At 57.3% G+C, this 17,838-nt stretch carries 17 protein-coding genes and 1 tRNA gene; 12 read left to right on the forward strand and 6 right to left on the reverse strand.

The features are described from left to right. Positions 1–7: 7 nt before the first annotated feature. Positions 8–1,834 carry an extracellular solute-binding protein gene (locus H4V98_RS12190; protein ID WP_196864642.1) on the reverse strand — a complete coding sequence of 609 codons (1,827 nt, stop codon included), beginning with the start codon at positions 1,832–1,834 and terminating at the stop codon, positions 8–10. A 112-nt stretch (positions 1,835–1,946) separates the two neighbouring features. Between H4V98_RS12190 and fabI the strand changes: the two genes are divergently transcribed. Further along, positions 1,947–2,744 carry an enoyl-ACP reductase FabI gene (gene fabI, locus H4V98_RS12195; RefSeq protein ID WP_196864641.1) on the forward strand — a complete coding sequence of 266 codons (798 nt, stop codon included), beginning with the start codon at positions 1,947–1,949 and terminating at the stop codon, positions 2,742–2,744. An 82-nt stretch (positions 2,745–2,826) separates the two neighbouring features. Next, complete coding sequence (locus H4V98_RS12200) at positions 2,827–3,720, forward strand: DNA ligase (protein WP_196864640.1); 894 nt, start codon at positions 2,827–2,829, stop codon at positions 3,718–3,720. Between the two features lie 87 nt (positions 3,721–3,807). Here H4V98_RS12200 and H4V98_RS12205 read toward each other — a convergent pair whose 3' ends face one another. Then, a complete protein-coding gene (locus tag H4V98_RS12205; RefSeq protein WP_196864639.1) occupies positions 3,808–6,096 on the reverse strand; it encodes an arginine/lysine/ornithine decarboxylase in 2,289 nt (762 codons plus the stop codon). Between the two features lie 311 nt (positions 6,097–6,407). Between H4V98_RS12205 and H4V98_RS12210 the strand changes: the two genes are divergently transcribed. From H4V98_RS12210 to H4V98_RS12225, 4 genes are all read left to right on the forward strand, one after another. Next, complete coding sequence (locus H4V98_RS12210; RefSeq protein ID WP_196864638.1) at positions 6,408–6,836, forward strand: NfeD family protein; 429 nt, start codon at positions 6,408–6,410, stop codon at positions 6,834–6,836. 73 nt (positions 6,837–6,909) lie between these two features. After that, entirely contained in the window at positions 6,910–7,821 is a 912-nt protein-coding gene (locus H4V98_RS12215) for a stomatin-like protein (RefSeq protein WP_196864637.1), read from the forward strand. A 39-nt stretch (positions 7,822–7,860) separates the two neighbouring features. Continuing rightward, the gene (locus H4V98_RS12220) at positions 7,861–8,235 is read left to right on the forward strand and encodes a DUF2237 domain-containing protein (RefSeq protein ID WP_196864636.1); all 375 of its coding nucleotides are present in this window, start codon (positions 7,861–7,863) and stop codon (positions 8,233–8,235) included. Positions 8,236–8,300: 65 nt separating this feature from the next. Then, positions 8,301–8,390 (forward strand) — tRNA-Ser (locus H4V98_RS12225). 569 nt (positions 8,391–8,959) lie between these two features. Here H4V98_RS12225 and H4V98_RS12230 read toward each other — a convergent pair. From H4V98_RS12230 to H4V98_RS12245, 4 genes are all read right to left on the reverse strand, one after another. Beyond that, a complete protein-coding gene (locus H4V98_RS12230; protein ID WP_196864635.1) occupies positions 8,960–10,090 on the reverse strand; it encodes a branched-chain amino acid ABC transporter substrate-binding protein in 1,131 nt (376 codons plus the stop codon). A 207-nt stretch (positions 10,091–10,297) separates the two neighbouring features. Next, positions 10,298–10,642 (reverse strand): hypothetical protein, encoded by a 345-nt coding sequence (locus tag H4V98_RS12235; protein ID WP_196864634.1) that lies wholly within the window; start codon positions 10,640–10,642, stop codon positions 10,298–10,300. Then, positions 10,639–11,079 (reverse strand): DNA polymerase III subunit chi, encoded by a 441-nt coding sequence (locus tag H4V98_RS12240; RefSeq protein ID WP_196864633.1) that lies wholly within the window; start codon positions 11,077–11,079, stop codon positions 10,639–10,641. Before H4V98_RS12240 ends, H4V98_RS12235 begins: the two co-directional genes overlap by 4 nt. After that, complete coding sequence (locus H4V98_RS12245; RefSeq protein ID WP_196864632.1) at positions 11,076–12,596, reverse strand: leucyl aminopeptidase; 1,521 nt, start codon at positions 12,594–12,596, stop codon at positions 11,076–11,078. Before H4V98_RS12245 ends, H4V98_RS12240 begins: the two co-directional genes overlap by 4 nt. 66 nt (positions 12,597–12,662) lie before the next feature. On the opposite strand from H4V98_RS12245, the gene lptF reads away from it, so the two are divergent. The 6 genes from lptF (at position 12,663) to H4V98_RS12275 (ending at position 17,824) form a co-directional block, all read left to right on the forward strand. Then, positions 12,663–13,784 (forward strand): LPS export ABC transporter permease LptF, encoded by a 1,122-nt coding sequence (gene lptF / locus H4V98_RS12250; protein ID WP_196864631.1) that lies wholly within the window; start codon positions 12,663–12,665, stop codon positions 13,782–13,784. Beyond that, positions 13,781–14,914 (forward strand): LPS export ABC transporter permease LptG, encoded by a 1,134-nt coding sequence (lptG, locus tag H4V98_RS12255; RefSeq protein ID WP_196864630.1) that lies wholly within the window; start codon positions 13,781–13,783, stop codon positions 14,912–14,914. The genes lptF and lptG overlap by 4 nt, the downstream gene beginning before the upstream one ends. A gap of 35 nt (positions 14,915–14,949) precedes the next feature. After that, positions 14,950–15,366: a CbiX/SirB N-terminal domain-containing protein gene (locus H4V98_RS12260; RefSeq protein ID WP_196864629.1), complete on the forward strand. Its 417-nt coding sequence runs from the start codon at positions 14,950–14,952 to the stop codon at positions 15,364–15,366. A 63-nt stretch (positions 15,367–15,429) separates the two neighbouring features. Further along, entirely contained in the window at positions 15,430–16,374 is a 945-nt protein-coding gene (locus tag H4V98_RS12265) for a CysB family HTH-type transcriptional regulator (protein ID WP_196864628.1), read from the forward strand. Positions 16,375–16,376: 2 nt separating this feature from the next. After that, positions 16,377–17,576 (forward strand): pyridoxal phosphate-dependent aminotransferase, encoded by a 1,200-nt coding sequence (locus H4V98_RS12270; protein ID WP_231374864.1) that lies wholly within the window; start codon positions 16,377–16,379, stop codon positions 17,574–17,576. An 89-nt stretch (positions 17,577–17,665) separates the two neighbouring features. Continuing rightward, positions 17,666–17,824 (forward strand): DUF3309 family protein, encoded by a 159-nt coding sequence (locus H4V98_RS12275; protein WP_084181217.1) that lies wholly within the window; start codon positions 17,666–17,668, stop codon positions 17,822–17,824. The last annotated feature ends 14 nt before the right edge of the window (positions 17,825–17,838 follow it).

A 17,838-nucleotide genomic window follows, 5' to 3' on the forward strand; every position in this document is an offset into this window, starting at 1 on the left:
TAGCTTCCTACTTGTTGGATGGGGATGCCCACCAGGCACTCATGGCCCAGGTGTCGGGCTGGTAATACGGCGGAACCGAGTCGGGCAACACGAAGCGCTGAGGCCGGTAGCCGATTAAAAAAGCATCGCCGTAATACTGTGGAACCGAATAATAACCATGTGTCAGCACCCGGTCCAGCGCCCGCATTGCCGCACCCAATTCAGGACGCGTACTGGCAGTCACGACCTTTTGCAGCAGCGCATCAACTGCCGGATCGGCAATGCCCCAAACATTGGAAGAACCCGGCGTGCTGGCCGCCTTCGAGCCAAACAATTCCAGCAATTCCCCGCCGGGCGCGGTACTGCCGGGCAGGCGCAGCGTGCTGATCTCAAAGTCAAACGCATCCATCTTCTGCTTGCCCAGGGAGAAATCGACGATGCGGTAGGTCATGGTGATGCCGAGCTTTTCCAGCGCCTTCTGGAACGGCCCGACGATGCGCACCAGCGAAGGCTGGTCGTTCAAAAATTCCATGGTGAAAGCCTCACCCTGTGCATTGCGCAGCGCGCCATCGCGGTAGGTCCAGCCCGCCTCGCGCAGCAGCGCCTGCGCCTGGCGAAGGTTTTCCCTCAGGCTGCCCGGTGGCGTGGTCGTCGGCGAAACCGGAACCAAGCCGAAGACGCCAGGCTTGAGTTGGGCGCGCAAGGGCTCCAGCAGGGCCAGTTCATCAGGCTTGGGCAGGCCTTCAGCATGAAACTCGCTGTTGGGAAAATAACCGTTGACGCGCTTGTACAGGCCATAGAACATTTGCCGGTTCATCCACTCGAAATCCATCGCCAGTCCAATGGCACGCCGCACCCGGACATCCTGGAACTTTGGGTTTCGCAGGTTGAACACATAGCCCTGGAAATCGCCGGGGTTGCGGTTTTCAAAGGCACGCTTGACCAACTCGCCTGACGTGAACGCCTTGCCGGTGTACTGCCGTGCCCAGTTGCGCGAGATGAATTCGCGCAGGAAATCGAATTCTCCAGCCTTCAGCCCCTCGAAACGCGAGGTTTCGTCAAGGTATATCTTGAAGCTGATGCGGTCGAAGTTGAACTGACCCTTGCGGCTGGGCAAGTCGGCGCCCCAGTAAGCCGGGTCGCGCACATAGGTGATGTCACGGCCCATGGCGGGGTTGGCGATCTTGTAAGGGCCCGAGCCGATGGGAATGTCGGACACGATCTTGTCGAACGGCTTGGCCTGGCCATCGACCTTTCCCCAGTCGCGGCTGAACACTGGCATGCCGCCCACCACCAGCGGCAGTTCCGGATTGGGCGTCAGGAAATCAAACCGCACCACCCGGTCGGACACGACAGTGACGCCCTTCACTTGTGCATAAATCGTGCGGTACTGCGGTGCGGCCAGCTTGCTGGTCAGTTGGGTGAAGGAATGCAGCACATCGGCCGCCAGCACCGGTGCGCCATTATGAAAACGCGCCTTGCCATTCAGGCGGAACGTCACCGAGAGTTTGTCGGGCGCGACCGCAACGTCATCAGCCAGCAGTCCGTAGGCGGTGGTTGGTTCTTCCGAATTTCCCGTCAGCAGGCTTTCGATTAGCAATATGCCAAGTCCATAGGGTGCTGTCCCGCGCAGAGTGAAGGGGTTGAACTTGTCGAAATTGGTTGGACGGGTCGGCGGCACCATGCGGATTTCGCCGCCTTTGGGCGCTGCCGGGTTCACGTAATCGAAGTGCGTGAAACCTGCCGGGTACTTGATGTCGCCAAACTGCGCATAGGCATGGGCGGCCCGGCTTTGCGGGGCAAGGCCAGCCACGCAGACCAGAACCAAGGCCCGTAAATAAATCAAATCCCGCATGCGACAATTCTGCACTACTTAAGTCGGCCAATTTTTTGCAGCCTGCGCAGGCGCCAAACGCCAGCCTGCGCAAAACTGTGGCCGAACCACACGCACACACTGGAGCATAAAAATGGGTTTTCTCGCTGGCAAAAAACTGTTGATCACGGGCGTGCTGTCCACCCGGTCTATCGCCTATGGCATTGCCAAGGCCTGCCACGCACAGGGCGCCGAACTGGCGTTCAGTTACGTGGGCGAGCGTTTCAAGGACCGCATCACCGAATTTGCGGCCGATTTTGACTCCACCCTGATCTTTGACTGCGATGTTGGCTCAGACGAGCAGATCGACAAACTTTTTGCCGACCTGACCAAGACCTGGCCGACCTTTGACGGCTTTGTGCACAGCATCGGCTATGCGCCGCGCGAAGCGATTGCCGGCGACTTCCTTGACGGCCTGTCGCGCGAGAACTACCGCATTGCGCATGACATCAGCGCCTACAGCTTTCCAGCCATGACCAAGGCGGCTCTGCCCTACCTGAACCCGAAATCGGCTGTGCTGACGCTGACCTACCTGGGCGCAGACCGGATCATTCCGCACTACAACACCATGGGCCTGGCAAAGGCCAGCCTGGAAGCATCAGTGCGTTACCTGGCTGAATCGCTCGGCCCTCGGGACATGCGCGTCAACGGCCTGAGTGCCGGCCCGATCAAGACCCTGGCGGCCAGCGGCATCAAGGACTTTGGCAAGTTGCTGGGCATGGTGGCAGCGGCTTCGCCAATGCGCCGAAATGTCACGATCGACGATGTAGGCAATGTGGCCGCGTTCCTGCTGAGCGATCTGGCGTCAGGCATGACTGCCGAGATCACCTATGTGGACTGCGGCTTTAACGCCACGGCAGGCGCCAGCCGCGACAGCGAGTCGGTGGCCTGAATTTATATAAAATAGACCTTTTGCGCACGTCCAGCCTGCGCTTACAGCTATTTAATACATAGCATTCATCAAACGGTTCATGATGCAGCGGCGTTTCCTTTTGTCCTTGATCAGTCTGGCCCTTGCCGCGTCGCTCCTGTATCCTGCGGCGGCCCCTGCCCAAACCACCCCGGTTTTGGCAGTGCATTCACCGGCGCCGTCATTGATGCTGGCCAATGTGTATCGCGACGGCACGGTCCTGGCCGATTACTGGGTCAGTGAAAAATATGACGGTGTTCGTGGCTACTGGGACGGCCAGGCCCTCTGGACACGGGGCGGTGAACATGTGGCTGCCCCGGCCTGGTTCACAGCCGGCTGGCCAAAAGAGCCCATGGATGGCGAACTCTGGGCAGGGCATGGGCAGTTCGCCAGAGCCGTTTCCACCGTGCGCCAGCAAACACCCCAGGACGCCGCCTGGCACAAGCTGCGTTTCATGGTGTTCGACCTCCCCGCGCAAACCGGCACCTTCACCGAACGGATTCCGGTCCTTCACGGCGTTGTGAGCCGGATTGACCAACTCTGGGTGCAGGCAGTCGCACAGTCCAAAGTGGCCAGCCCGCAGGCACTTCGCGCGCTGCTGGACAAAACGGTTAAAAATGGCGGCGAAGGCTTGATGCTGCACCGTGGCACCTCGCTTTACAAGGGGATGCGCAGCGACGACCTGCTCAAGCTCAAGACCCACGAAGACAGCGAAGCACGTGTCGTGGCCCATCTTTCTGGTCAAGGCAAACATGCCGGCAAGCTGGGCGCATTGCTGGTGGAAATTCCGGCGACTGGCAACAAACCTGCGCAGCGCTTCAAGCTGGGCACTGGTTTCAGCGATGCCCAGCGGCAAAATCCGCCTGCCATCGGCGCACGCATAACCTACCGTTTTCGGGGTCTCAATGACAGCGGCATTCCGCGCTTTGCCAGCTTCATGCGGGTTCGAGAAGATTAAGAAAAACCGGCGCGCAACAAAAAGGCTGGCGCCATCGCTGGACCGACCTTTCCCCCCTGACCCGCGCATCTGGCGGGCCACTCCTAACTACAACTTGACGCAGTCGGCGTAGTAACGGACCTTGCCCTTGGCATCGGTTTGCTCGACCAGGCCATGGATATCGGTCTCGAAACCGGGGCACTGCGCATTGAATTCGCGAGAAAACTTCAGGTAGTCAACGATTTTTTTGTTGAATACCTCGCCCGGAATCAACAGCGGAATGCCCGGCGGGTAAGGCGTCACCAGACCAACGGTAATGCGGCCTTCCAGGTGGTCAATTTCAACTCGGTCCGTCGTGCGGTGGGCTATGTGCGCATAGGCATCGCTCGGTTTCATGGCGGGCGCCAGGTCGCTCAGGTACACATCGGTTGTCAGGCGGGCAATGTCGTACTTGGCATACAGGGTGTGAATATGCTGACACAGGTCTGCCAGCCCCATGCGCTCGTACTTGGGAAACTTTTGGCAGAACTCGGGCAGGATGCGCCACATCGGCTGGTTCTTGTCGTAATCGTCCTTGAACTGCTGCAGCGCGGTCAGCAGCGTGTTCCAGCGGCCCTTGGTGATGCCGATGGTGAACAGGATGAAAAAGCTGTAGAGGCCGGTCTTTTCCACAATCACGCCGTGCTCGGCCAAAAACTTGGTGACGATGCTGGCCGGAATGCCGGTCTTGGAAAACTTGCCGTTCAGGTCCAGGCCAGGCGTGACGATGGTCGACTTGATTGGGTCCAGCATGTTGAAGCCGGTGGCCATCTGGCCAAAGCCGTGCCAGTTGTTGGCGCCATTTTTGGCCGTCTTGGCGCTGCGCGACTCGCCCTTGATGATCCAGTCCTTCGCCTCGCCAATGCCTTCTTCGACCAGTTTGTCCGGTCCCCAGACCTTGAACCACCAGTCGCTGCCATATTCTTCGGCGATCTTGCGCATGGCGCGGCGAAAGTCCAGCGCCTCGGCAATGCTTTCCTCGACCAGCGCGGTGCCGCCGGGCGGCTCCATCATGGCGGCTGCGACGTCGCAACTGGCGATGATGCTGTACTGCGGCGACGTCGAGGTGTGCATCAGGTAAGCCTCGTTGAAAAGGTGCCTGTCGAGCTTGACGTTTTGCGAGTCCTGCACCAGCACATGGCTGGCCTGGCTGATACCGGCCAGCAACTTGTGGATCGACTGGGTCGCGTACACCACAGCATTTTTCGGCCGAATGCGGTTCTTGCCCATCGAATGGTAGGTGCCATAGAACGGATGAAATGCAGCGTGCGGCAGCCAGGCTTCGTCAAAATGCAGGTTGTCGATGTAGCCGTCGATCATGCTCTTGATGGTCTCGGTGTTGTAGAGAACGCCGTCATAGGTCGATTGCGTCAGCGTCAACACGCGCGGCTTGACGGTGGCCGCGTCCACGCCCTTGAGCAAGGGGTTGGCCGCAATCTTGGCGCGAATCGCGTCAGGCTCGAATTCGCTTTGCGGGATCGGACCAATGATGCCGAAATGGTTGCGCGTTGGCTTCAAAAACACCGGGATTGAACCGGTCATGATGATGGCGTGCAGAATCGACTTGTGGCAGTTGCGGTCCACCACCACCACATCGCCCGGTGCCACCGTGTGGTGCCAGACCATCTTGTTCGACGTCGAAGTGCCATTGGTCACGAAAAAGCAGTGGTCGGCATTGAAGATGCGTGCCGCATTGCGCTCGCTGGCACCAATGGCGCCGTTGTGGTCCAGCAACTGGCCCAGTTCCTCGACCGCATTGCAAACGTCCGAACGCAGCATGTTTTCGCCGTAGAACTGGTGGTACATCTGGCCAACCGGGCTTTTCAGGAACGCCACGCCGCCGGAATGGCCAGGGCAATGCCACGAATATGATCCGTCTTCGGCATAGTCCAGCAGCGCCTTGAAAAACGGCGGCTGCACGCCTTCCAGGTAGCTCTTGGCTTCGCGGATGATGTGGCGCGCCACGAACTCGGGCGTGTCCTCGAACATGTGGATAAAGCCGTGCAGTTCGCGCAAGATGTCGTTCGGAATGTGCCGCGAGGTCTTGGTTTCACCATAGACGTAAATGGGTACGTCCAGGTTTTTACGGCGCACTTCGGCAATAAACTTGCGCAGGTCCAGCACGGCAGGGTCCAGGTCGGGACCGGGCGTGAATTCTTCATCGTCAATCGACAAGATAAACGCACTGGCACGGCTTTGCTGCTGCGCAAACTGCGACAGATCGCCGTAGCCGGTCACACCGAGTACCTCGAAGCCCTCGGTTTCAATGGCCTGGGCAAGCGCACGGATGCCCAGGCCAGAAGTGTTTTCGGAACGGAAGTCCTCGTCAATGATGACAATCGGAAAGCGAAATTTCATGGCGTATGCAGCGGTTGAGGGTGCCCTGAACCTGTCGGAGGGCATGAAAATAAACGTTCAAAAGGCATAGACAGGTTGAGCCTGAACGGTTGGATGAGAAAAGCACGAAGCGCACACGGGCAAGCAATGAAAGCCGCGCAATTCCTTGTGCATGCAGAAGCTGAATTTTCGCTTATCTCTTGAGTGGTCAATTTTCCAAGATGAAAAGACTTTTTTCAGACTGCGAAGTGTAAGGATGTATTGTGTCCTTCAGGTTGCACCGCGTTGATCTGGCTCAAAATAGAGAGAACAACTGATAAAAAGGAAACATCATGGGCGAAGCAGGCATCTGGTGGCTGTTGGCAGGCGCAGCGGTCGCCGTGGAACTTATGACAGGCACGTTTTATCTTCTGATGCTTGCCGCCGGACTGGTGGCTGGTGCGCTGGCGGCAACGCTGGGCATTGCCTTGACAGGCCAGATGCTGATAGCGGGCGCCATTGGCGGCGGCGCTGTGGCAGCATGGCGTTGGAGCCGCCGTCAGGGCCCTGCCCCCCTGGCGGCCAGGTTCAATCAGGACGTTAACCTGGACATTGGTGAAACGGTTCACGTGGTGCGGTGGAATGCAGACGGCACGGCCATTGTGCATTTCCGCGGAGCACAGTGGACTGCCATTGCTGCTGATCCCGGAGAGCCATCAAGCCCGGGAAACTTCCGCATCAAGGAAATGCGCGGCAATCGCCTGGTTATCGAACCACTGTAAAAAAAGCATATGGGTCGGATCCAGGGCCACCCACGGAAGGCCCCTCACCTGAATTCAAAGTAAAGGGTATTTCATGGAAATTGCAATTGTCTTTCTCATCCTGGCGGGCATCTTTGTCGTGCAGAGCATCAAAGTGGTGCCGCAGCAAAATGCCTGGGTCGTCGAACGTTTGGGTAAATACCTTAGTATCTTGCCGCCTGGCCTGAACTTTCTGATTCCTTTCGTTGACCGCGTGGCCTACAAGCACAGCTTGAAGGAAATCCCGCTCGATGTGCCCAGTCAGGTCTGCATCACCCGCGACAACACGCAGTTGCAAGTGGACGGTATCCTGTATTTCCAAGTGACCGATGCCATGCGGGCCAGCTATGGCTCGTCCAACTACCTTGTGGCCGTGACCCAACTGGCCCAGACCTCGCTGCGCTCGGTCATCGGCAAGCTGGAGCTGGACAAGACTTTCGAGGAACGCAACATCATCAATGCGCAGGTAGTCGCGGCGATTGACGAGGCAGCATTGAACTGGGGCGTAAAAGTGCTGCGCTACGAGATCAAGGACCTGACGCCACCCAAGGAAATTCTGCACGCCATGCAGTCGCAAATCACGGCGGAACGTGAAAAACGCGCACTGATTGCCGCATCCGAAGGCCGAAAGCAGGAGCAGATCAACATTGCAACCGGCGAACGCGAAGCTTTCATTGCCCGCTCTGAAGGTGAAAAACAGGCCGCCATCAACAACGCACAAGGCGAGGCATCAGCCATCCTTGCTGTAGCAGAAGCCAATGCCAGGGCCATCGAACTCGTTGCCCTTGCGATTCGTCAACCCGGCGGCGAGCTGGCTGTGCAGTTGAAAGTGGCAGAAAAAGCAGTCGCGGCGTATTCGCAGGTCGCCAGCGATGCAACCACCACGCTGATCGTTCCCAGCAATATGACCGAAGTTTCTACGCTGATCACCTCAGCCATGAAAATGGTGCAGTCCAGCCAGGCCTGAGTGCTGTCTGGCCAGGTTTTTTTGGAAAGGGAAACAACGATGAAAGCAAAAAACGTTCTGGGCACTGAACTCGCTTCGTGCTCTTACGATCCGCTGACTGGATACTTACGCGACGGCTGCTGCAACACCGACGCCAGCGACCACGGCTCGCACCTGATCTGCGTCCGGGTGACGGCGCAATTCCTGGATTTTTCGAAGGCTGCAGGCAACGACCTGGTCACGCCCATGCACCAGTACCGTTTTTCCGGCTTGAACCCGGGGGACCGCTGGTGCTTGTGCGCCCTGCGCTGGCGCGAAGCGCTGGAGGCCGGTGTGGCACCGCCTGTGATCCTGGATGCCACGCATGCAAATGCACTTCAGTTCGTGACCATGGCGCAACTCGAAAAGCACCGCTTTCAAGGGACGGTGCATTAACCGGCAATTTCCTGCACCTGACCGGCAAAGCCGCTCCGGGCGACTGCTATAATTTAGAGCTTCGCGGAAGGGTGGATGAGCGGTTTAAGTCACACGCCTGGAAAGCGTGCGTAGGGTTATACCTACCGCGGGTTCGAATCCCGCCTCTTCCGCCACGATTCAGCCCCAAGTAATTGAATTACTTGGGGTTTTTTCTTGCCTGTCCATTCTTGAACTGCTCACGCTTCAAGCTGCGCCGCCAAATTTCGGCACAATAAATTCAACATTTTTTGCTATCTAATTAATAGCTACTAGAGCATATACAGCAAGCAGGATCAGTCTTTTTAATTTGGTTTTTATCAGCGGTAATATACGTTAGCGAGGAGCCATTTTTTAGGAATTCGGTCCAGTGAACTCGACAAAAAGGACTGGTGACGACGGCTTGGGAAATAAGCTGGCCTTGCCTGTCACTTAAAATTTCGCGATTCTGATAACGGTACGGTCTGCGCTTGAAATAGCTTTCATTTTGATGGGGAAAAGCTGGCGCCTTGTTAAGCGGCTGTCTACGATCTTTGATTATTTTTTTTCTGATACTTACGTGATCAGAAAGAGCTATCCATATGACAGTGTGAAATATGCAGAAAGGCAATTGAAAACGCCTTGCGCAAAATATTGCACAAGGCGTTGGAAAGGCGGAACTATTGCCTCATCCTGGTCAACTGGCCACCGGAGGCCAGAACAAAAGTCAGTTCAGCGCCGATTTCTTGCCGTCTTTGTAGACGTACAAGGTGATGGCAGGGTTCTTCAACTCACCGTTTGGCTCGAAGCCGATGGTAGTCGTGACACCTTTGAAATTCGACTTGATCAGCTCGGCCGTGTAAACCTTGGGATCGGTTGAGTCGGCACGCTTCATAGCATCGACCAGCAAGAAGGTTGCGTCATAAGTGTATGGACTGTAGACCTGAAACTGGTTGGGATATTTAGCGTCATAACGCTTTTTCCAGGCTTCGCCACCAGGCATTTTCGCCAAGGACGCACCGCCTTCAGCGCATACCACATTGCCGATGGTTTTTGCGCCTGCAGCCAAACGAGCCAGTTCTGCCGTACAGATACCGTCGCCGCCGAAATACTTGACATTGCTCATGCCCAATTGTTCCATCTGACGCAACATCGGACCACCCTGTGGGTCCATTCCGCCAAAGAAGATAGCATCCGGATTCTTGGATTTCACAGCCGTCAGGATAGCCATGAAGTCGGTTGCCTTGTCGGTGGTGAACTGCTCGTCGACCACGGTCATGCCCTTGGCCAAGGCGGTCTTCTTGAACACTTCGGCAACGCCTTGGCCGTAGGCCGTACGGTCGTCAATGATGGCAACTTTTTTCAGTTTCAGCGCGTCGGCTGCATAAAAGGCCAGACCCGCACCCAGGGCGTTGTCGTTCGCAATAATTCGAAAGGTTGTCTTGTAACCTGGCTTGGTGAGGCTGGGGTTGGTAGCTGCACCCGTCACCATCGGGATACCGCAATCGTTGTAGACCTTGGATGCAGGAATCGTCGTGCCCGAATTCAGGTGTCCAACCACGCCGGCAACCTTGGAGTCGCACAGTTTTTGTGCAGCTGCTGTGCCCTGTTTTGGATCAGCAGCATCGTCTTCCGCCACCAGCTCAAACTTGATTTTCTTGCCGCCAATGACAATGTTCTGGGTATTCAACTCTTCAACAGCCATGCGTGCGCCGTTTTCATTGTCTTTTCCATAATGCGCCTGTGAACCGGACATCGGCGCCACATGGCCAATTTTCACGACAGCATCCTGAGCTGAAGCCAAGCCGCCCACCATCGCAAGTGCTGCCAACGCTGTCAATTTCAATTTCATTTGCATAAAAAAACTCCGGTTAGAAAATTACCTGTGAATGTTGAGAACATTTTTTTACTCAACTGGGCAGAACATAACGCAATTTCTAGGCCTGCACCATAGCAACGTCCCTAGGTTCTGATTGATTAGAGGGTTTACCCTAACTTTTTGTAACTTTTATGTAACTTTTATGTAAGAAATTTATACATGCAAGGTCCGCGACGACATAGATTTCTAAGTTTCTTTCTGCCCATGAGACACAGCCACCTCTTGCTCAAATGCCTGGCTAACCGACTCTCGCACGACCCGTTCAATTTCAACGATCAACAGAGGCATCAGGACTTGGACATGCGCGCGGATCAGTTGCTCGGTGAATTCAGGCAAGCGCTTCTCCAGCACCCCGCTGGCATGCCCCACAACCCGCTGAACCATCAGCGCTTGCAGGTTTGTTGCAGCGGCAATTTTGGCCTCTGCGCTTTCATCGTTTGTTGTGCCGGAAAGAGTAGAAGGGACGACTTCGGGATGCACGATGTCCGTCAGCGTGGGCACGTTCGTGGACGGCACGTGAAAACGTGTCATGACGCGCGCGTTGCCCGGTGGGCTAGGTCGTGTCTTTTCAGTGCATAGCCGCGTGCTGCGTAATGTTTCCAACGGCTGCGCCCCGCCTGTACATCTTCCGGTGATAGAGAAATTACTTCGATCAACCGTTCATATCCCTCAAATCCGGCAGGAAGTTCATTACCCAGGTTTATCAAAATGCCCTGTCGAAAATAACCAGCTGGCGAAGCCGCCAGCACGACCGGGGTGAGCGCCAGCGTGGCGGGCGATGCCGCCGGCGTGCAATGGGGTAAGAAATCAGCCCCAGAAAAAGTCCACAGCAGCGTATCGAGTTCGTCCAGCACGGCTGGTTCCGCCGTAACAGCGACTTTCATGCCGCTCAGATAGATTTTGCGCAACAGCCGACAGCCATAGGTCAGCTTGTCGGCCGTGTTGAAATGAAAAGCAATGTCGGTCATGCCCTGGTTTTGGCAACGGTTGCGCGTGCTTTAGCCACCTTTGCCTTGGACGCAGCAGGCGACGTGGCGACGGGCGTTGCCTGTGCCAGCAGAAAGTCCAGCAGCAGCGGCACGGGACGCCCGGTGGCGCCTTTTGCTTGGCCGCTTTTCCAGCCGGTGCCGGCAATGTCCAGGTGCGCCCAGGCAAAGTCAGCTGCAAATCGCTGTAAAAACTTGGCAGCTGTCACCGCGCCGCCGGCACGCCCGGCCACATTGGCGACGTCGGCAAAATTGGTTTTCAGGCCATCGGCGTAATCGTCATCCAGCGGCATGCGCCAGCACAGGTCGAGCGACGTGTCACCAGCCCGGGCCAGCGATTCGGCCAGTGGCTCATTGCTTGAAAAAAGCCCGCTGCGCACGCCGCCGAGTGCCACCACGCAGGCGCCCGTCAGCGTGGCAATGTCCACCACGGCTTTGGGCTTGAAGCGCGCTGCATAGGTCAAGGCATCGCATAACACCAGCCGTCCTTCGGCATCGGTGTTGAGGATTTCAATGGTTTGTCCGCTCATGCTGGTCACCACGTCTCCGGGCTTGACAGCCCTGTCGCTGGGCATGTTTTCACAGGCCGGAATGAGCCCCACCACGTTGAGGGCCGGCTGCAGTTCGGCCAGGGCCCGGAATGTACCCAGCACGCTGGCAGCGCCGCACATGTCGAATTTCATTTCGTCCATTTCGGCGGCCGGCTTGATCGAGATGCCGCCGGTGTCAAAGGTGATGCCCTTGCCAATCAGCACGATGGGCGCTTCGTCCTTGGAGCCGCCGTCATAACGCAGCACGATGAAGCGCAGCGGTTCGGCCGTGCCCTGCGCCACTGCCAGAAATGCGCCCATGCCGAGCTTTTCGACTTCCTTGTGGCCCAGGATTTCAGTCTTGATGCGTTTCAGCTTGCCAAGCTCCTTGGCAGCGCCCGCAAGCAAAATCGGCGTGGAATGGTTGGCAGGCCGGTTGGCCCATTCCTTGGCCAGCTCGATACCCTTGACCAGTGCGATGGCCTTGTCAAAACCTGCCTGAACAAGGGCAAGACTGTCGACAGCAACTGCCAGCTTCTGCAGTTTTGCCGCCACGGGCTTGGACTTTGTCGTGGTGTATGCATAGCTGGCGTCGGCACACGCGACGACGGCAGCTCGTACCGTCTCGGGCTGGACATTGCCCAGCAAGCCGAGGAAAAGAACGGCGCGTTGGGCATTGCTGGTCTTCAACACGCCTATGGCGGCATTGACAGCGGTACGGACGTTTTTTTCGCTGGCATCGCCTGCGCCCACCAGCACCACCCGCGTAGCCTCAATGCCGGGCGTGCGGTAGACATTCAGCAGCTTGCCTGGCTTGGATTCCAGATCGCCTGAATTGATGGCCAGTGCGGCAAGGACGGACAAGGCGTCGCCTCCGACCGCAAGGCCTTCAGGGACAAGCACAATCAGCGCATCGGTTTTTTCACAGCAGGCAAGGGCGCGGTTAAGGGTTTTAAGTTCAAAGTCCATAATTCAGGGTTAGGTAGATAAACCAGCTTACACAAAATACAGCCTAGCAAGGCAGCCATTCAGTCAATGTTATTCCAATCTTCAATACGCAAGGAACTGGCGCGCAGTTTTGGTGCCACGCTGGTGGTGCTGGTCACCATCGTCATGACCATCGTGCTGATACGCACCCTGGGCCAAGCGTCGCGCGGCTCCATCAGCCCACAGGATGTGATGCTTTACATGGCATATTCAGGTTTGGGCCGCCTGCCGACCATCTTGACGCTTGCGCTGTTCATCGCTTTGGTAAGCACCTTGAGCCGTATGTACCGCGACAGCGAAATGGTCGTGTGGTTCACCAGCGGCCAAGGACTGGCCGGCTTTTTGCGGCCCCTTTTTCACTTTTCATGGCCGGTGCTGATCGTCATCAGCCTGATGGCGGTTTTTGTCTGGCCGTGGACCAACCAGCAAACCAAGGACATGCAAAGCCGCTACCAGCAGCGCGGCGATCTGGACCGCATCACACCCGGCGTTTTTCAGGAGTCCTCCAATGGCAACCGGGTGTTTTTCATTGACCGTGACCTGGCCGGCGAGCAGGCCAGTAACAATGTTTTCATTGCCGCCACCGAAAAGGGAAAAACCTCTATTACCACCGCGCAGTCCGGCCGCATTGAAACCCGTGGCGATGCGCAGTTCCTGATGCTTTCCAATGGCCAGCGACTTGAGAATGACATTGGCAGTTCAGCGCTCAAAATCAGTGACTTCAAGGAATATGGCGTCAAGACCGGTGATTCCGGACTGCTGGGCGAAACGCTGCCAGAAGCCAAGCTGATGTCCAGCCGTGCACTGATCAAGGACCCGACGCGCAGCAATCTGGGCGAGTTAGCATGGCGACTGGGCCTGGCACTTTCCGCCATCAATCTGGTGATCGTTGCCCTGGCACTGTCCAACGTCAACCCGCGTGGCGGGCGCAGCATCAACATGATTTTTGTCGTGCTGGCTTTTGTGGTTTACAACAACCTGGTCAATCTGGGACAAAACTGGATCTTTGTCGGACTGATCGGCTTTGGCCCTCTTTTGCTGGCCCTGCATGGCGGAGTTCTTCTGTTGTCACTGGCATGGCTGGCCAAGCGGCACATGAACTGGCACTTCGGGCGCAGGCTCCGCGCACGCGTTGCGGCGTCTCCAGTCCAAGCCGGAGGCCGGGCATGAAGACCATACGCCGCCTCATCTACCGCGAAGTCCTGACATCGATAGCCTTGGTGGCCATGGGTTTTCTGGCCCTGTTCTTTTTCTTCGACCTGGTTGACGAACTGCAGTATCTGGGGAAAAACAACGGGCTGGCGGGTGACAGCACCTACCAGATTAGGCATGCCCTGTTGTATGTCACCCTCCTGATTCCCAACCACCTTTATGAACTTCTGCCCATTTCAGTGCTGATTGGCAGTATTTTCGTCATGGCACGACTGGCCCAAAGCTCGGAATACACCATCTTGCGCACCAGTGGCCTTGGCCCATGGCGGGCGCTCAAATTACTGTTGTGGCTTGGCGCCATTTTCGTCGCGCTGAGCTTTGTCGTGGGCGACTACATCTCACCCGCCAGCGAGCGAGCGGCGCAGTTGCTCAAGGCGCGTTACCAGAGCAAGATCACGGTCGGACAGACGGGCGCCTGGCTAAAGGAAAAGCAGGCCAGCAGCAGCTTCATCGTGAACGTCAGCGAGTTGTCACCGGACAACGAGATGCGTGGCGTGCGTGTATACGAGTTCGACAACAAAGGACTGATCGTCTCGACCACCGAAGCACCCAAAGCGGCGTTCTCATCAGGCACCGCTTGGCTGCTGAGCAATGCCATGCGGACAGAGTTCGCCGTGTCCAGTGGTGCAAACGCAGTTCCTGAGCAAGCCCGGGTGAATCGCACCACTGTTGCCAGTTTTCGCTGGCCTACAGAAATCAGTACCGAAATGGTGTCTGTCGCGCTGCTGAGGCCCGACGGGATGGCCACGATCGACCTGTTCAATTACATCCGCCATCTGGAAGCCAACGGCCAGACATCCCAGCGTTACGAAATCGAGTTCTGGCGCAAGGTGTTTTATCCGCTCAGCTGCCTGGTCATGGTGATGCTGGCCCTGCCCTTTGCCTACCTGCATTTCCGCTCCGGGGGCATCACTGCTTACGTATTTGCCGGCGTCATGATCGGCATCAGCTTTTTTCTGCTCAACAATGTGTTCGGCTACATCGGCAACCTGCGCAACTGGCAGCCCTGGCTGGCAGCGGCCACCCCGGGGCTGATCTACATGGCCATTTCCATGGGTGCCTTCGGCTGGCTGGTGCTCAGGCGATGACATCGAGTTAGTTATTTTCACTTTTCCAACGACCTATGACCATTACCCTACCCGCGCCATGCGGCATTGTCCTGTTTGCCCACGGTTCGCGCGATCCGCTGTGGCGCTTGCCGATCGAAGCGGTTGCCGCGCAGATCAGCGAGAGGCAGCCCGGTACTCTGGTGCGCTGCGCTTACCTAGAAATTTGCGAGCCGTCCCTGACGCAAGCAGCCGATTTGCTGGTCGCCGCAGGAGCACGCCAGTTGAGAGTTTTTCCGCTGTTTCTGGGTGTGGGCAAGCATGCGCGTGAAGACCTGCCGCTGCTCATCGAACAACTCAAATCCGCGCATCCCGATATCGCCATTGAACTGCTGCCAGCGGCTGGGGAATATGCGCAGATGACCGCATTGATGGCGGACATTGCCCTGGCCGACGGCGCAAGCGCAGCACTTGAGGAGGCGAAAAACGCTTGATTCGCCCCGCTTGTCTTAGTAAATTTCACGCACCATAAAATCAAAAACAAGTATTAATTTCATATGAATCTGCACCAATTCCGCTTTGTCCAGGAAGCTGTCCGTCGCAACCTGAACCTGACCGAGACCGCGCGTGCACTGCACACCTCGCAACCCGGTGTTTCAAAGGCCATCATTGAGCTGGAGGAGGAACTGGGCGTGGAAATCTTCGCGCGCCACGGCAAGCGGCTCAAACGCGTGACAGAGCCCGGCGAACATGTGCTCAAAAGCATTGAGCTGATCATGCGGGAAGTCGGCAACCTGCGGCGCATCGGCGAGCAGTTTTCGGCGCAGGACAGTGGAACGCTGTCGATTGCCACCACCCATACGCAGGCCCGTTATGTATTGCCGCAGCCAGTGGCCCGGTTGCGCGAGGCCTTTCCCAAAGTCAATGTCAGCCTGCACCAGGGCTCGCCCGACCAGGTGGCGCGCATGGTGCTTGAAGAAGTCGCCGAAATTGGCATTGCCACTGAATCATTGACACAATACGACGACCTGGTGACGCTGCCCTGCTACGAATGGCAGCACATGCTGGTGATGCCTAAAGACCATCCGCTGGCGCGCAAGGAACACATCACGCTGGAAGACCTTGCACAGGAACCGCTGATCACCTACCACCCGTCGTTCACCGGCCGCACCAAGATCGACCTGGCTTTTGCCGCCCGGCACCTGCATCCGCGTATTGCACTGGAAGCAATCGACTCCGATGTGATCAAGACCTATGTACGGCTGGGGCTCGGCGTGGGCATCGTGGCGGAAATGGCTGTCAGGGATGACGGCACCAATGCCGACCTGATTGCATTGCCGGCAGGGCATCTGTTCGGTGTCAATGTGGCCCGCGTGGCCTTCAAGCGCAGCGCCTATTTGCGCAATTTTGTCTACAAGTTCACTGAACTGCTCAGCGGCAAGCTCAACCGCGACCTGGTGGCCAGGGCCATGGCAGGTCGCCTCAACGACGACGAGGTTTGAACATGACGCCGAATTCACCGATTCATTCACACGCCAGCATGCCGCGAACACCAGCGATTGACAGCCGTCTGCCAAGGGTGGGCACCACGATTTTCACCGTCATGTCGGCGCTGGCCGCTGAAAAAGGCGCGGTCAATCTGGGCCAGGGGTTTCCGGATTTCGACTGCGACCCACAACTGGTCGAAGCCGTCACCGGCGCCATGCAGCGCGGCTTGAACCAATACCCGCCCATGGCCGGCATCCTGGCGCTGCGCGAAGCCGTTGCGGCCAAGCTGGCGGCGCTGTACGACCGCAACTATGACGCGGGCAGCGAGATCACCATCACGGCGGGCGCCACCCAGGCCATCCTCACCATCATTCTGGCCATCGTGCATCCGGGCGACGAGGTCATCGTGCTGGAGCCGTGTTACGACAGCTATGTACCGAACATCGAACTGGCCGGAGGCACCGTCGTCCGCGTGCCGTTGACGCCCGGAACGTTTCGTCCGGATTTTGACAAGATCAAGGCAGCCTTCAGCACCCGCACGCGCGCCATCATCGTCAATTCGCCACACAACCCGAGCGCCACGGTCTGGACCGAGGCCGAAATGCTGCAGCTTCAGGACCTCCTGGCCCCCACTGATGTCTTGCTGATCAGCGACGAGGTTTATGAGCACATGGTGTTCGACGCCTACCTGGGCCACCTTCACCAGAGCGCCGCACGTTTTGCAGGATTGGCGGCGCGCGCCTTTATCGTCAGCAGCTTTGGCAAGACCTACCATGTCACAGGCTGGAAGATAGGCTATGTCGCGGCGCCCGCCAGCCTGATGGCAGAGTTCCGCAAGGTGCACCAGTTCAATGTGTTCACCGTCAACACGCCGGTGCAGCATGGCCTGGCCACGTACATGGCCAACGACCAGCCTTACCTGGAACTGCCGGCTTTTTACCAGCGAAAACGCGATTTATTCCGCAGCGGTCTGGAAAACACGCGCTTCAAGCTGCTGCCCAGTGAAGGCAGCTTTTTCCAGTGCGTCGATATTTCAGAGGTCAGCGACCTGGGCGAGAATGATTTTTGCCACTGGCTGGCGAGCGACATCGGCGTGGCGGCAATTCCCCTGTCGGCGTTTTACGGCGACGGGTTTGACCAGCGTGTCGTGCGCTTTTGCTTTGCCAAGAAAGACGAAACCCTGCACCTGGCGCTGGAGCGCCTAGCCCGACTGTAGGCGCCTCCTGACGCCTGTATCAGCCACTTTCCTGCTTGATGCGAGCAAGCGCAGGGCAAGAATACAGGCACATACAAAAAGGAGTTTTCATGTCCCTGTCGCTTATCTTGCTGATCGTTTTGATCCTGATTTTGGTCGGCGCATTGCCCAGCTGGGGCCACAGTCGCAACTGGGGTTACGGCCCCAGCGGCGGCATCGGACTGGTGGTGATCATTCTGATCGTGCTGCTGTTGATGGGCCGGATCTAGTTCCTGCCCCGTTT

It is taken from the genome of Polaromonas sp. CG_23.6 (assembly GCF_029892315.1).
Taxonomy (GTDB): Bacteria; Pseudomonadota; Gammaproteobacteria; order Burkholderiales; family Burkholderiaceae_C; genus Polaromonas.

Excerpts from the sequence above, each read along its gene's own strand:
- H4V98_RS12190 (WP_196864642.1), bottom strand. The coding sequence starts at position 1,834 with ATGCGGGATTTGATTTATTTACGGGCCTTGGTTCTGGTCTGCGTGGCT.
- fabI (WP_196864641.1), top strand. The coding sequence starts at position 1,947 with ATGGGTTTTCTCGCTGGCAAAAAACTGTTGATCACGGGCGTGCTGTCC.
- H4V98_RS12200 (WP_196864640.1), top strand. The coding sequence starts at position 2,827 with ATGCAGCGGCGTTTCCTTTTGTCCTTGATCAGTCTGGCCCTTGCCGCG.
- H4V98_RS12205 (WP_196864639.1), bottom strand. The coding sequence starts at position 6,096 with ATGAAATTTCGCTTTCCGATTGTCATCATTGACGAGGACTTCCGTTCC.
- H4V98_RS12210 (WP_196864638.1), top strand. The coding sequence starts at position 6,408 with ATGGGCGAAGCAGGCATCTGGTGGCTGTTGGCAGGCGCAGCGGTCGCC.
- H4V98_RS12215 (WP_196864637.1), top strand. The coding sequence starts at position 6,910 with ATGGAAATTGCAATTGTCTTTCTCATCCTGGCGGGCATCTTTGTCGTG.
- H4V98_RS12220 (WP_196864636.1), top strand. The coding sequence starts at position 7,861 with ATGAAAGCAAAAAACGTTCTGGGCACTGAACTCGCTTCGTGCTCTTAC.
- H4V98_RS12230 (WP_196864635.1), bottom strand. The coding sequence starts at position 10,090 with ATGCAAATGAAATTGAAATTGACAGCGTTGGCAGCACTTGCGATGGTG.
- H4V98_RS12235 (WP_196864634.1), bottom strand. The coding sequence starts at position 10,642 with ATGACACGTTTTCACGTGCCGTCCACGAACGTGCCCACGCTGACGGAC.
- H4V98_RS12240 (WP_196864633.1), bottom strand. The coding sequence starts at position 11,079 with ATGACCGACATTGCTTTTCATTTCAACACGGCCGACAAGCTGACCTAT.
- H4V98_RS12245 (WP_196864632.1), bottom strand. The coding sequence starts at position 12,596 with ATGGACTTTGAACTTAAAACCCTTAACCGCGCCCTTGCCTGCTGTGAA.
- lptF (WP_196864631.1), top strand. The coding sequence starts at position 12,663 with ATGTTATTCCAATCTTCAATACGCAAGGAACTGGCGCGCAGTTTTGGT.
- lptG (WP_196864630.1), top strand. The coding sequence starts at position 13,781 with ATGAAGACCATACGCCGCCTCATCTACCGCGAAGTCCTGACATCGATA.
- H4V98_RS12260 (WP_196864629.1), top strand. The coding sequence starts at position 14,950 with ATGACCATTACCCTACCCGCGCCATGCGGCATTGTCCTGTTTGCCCAC.
- H4V98_RS12265 (WP_196864628.1), top strand. The coding sequence starts at position 15,430 with ATGAATCTGCACCAATTCCGCTTTGTCCAGGAAGCTGTCCGTCGCAAC.
- H4V98_RS12270 (WP_231374864.1), top strand. The coding sequence starts at position 16,377 with ATGACGCCGAATTCACCGATTCATTCACACGCCAGCATGCCGCGAACA.
- H4V98_RS12275 (WP_084181217.1), top strand. The coding sequence starts at position 17,666 with ATGTCCCTGTCGCTTATCTTGCTGATCGTTTTGATCCTGATTTTGGTC.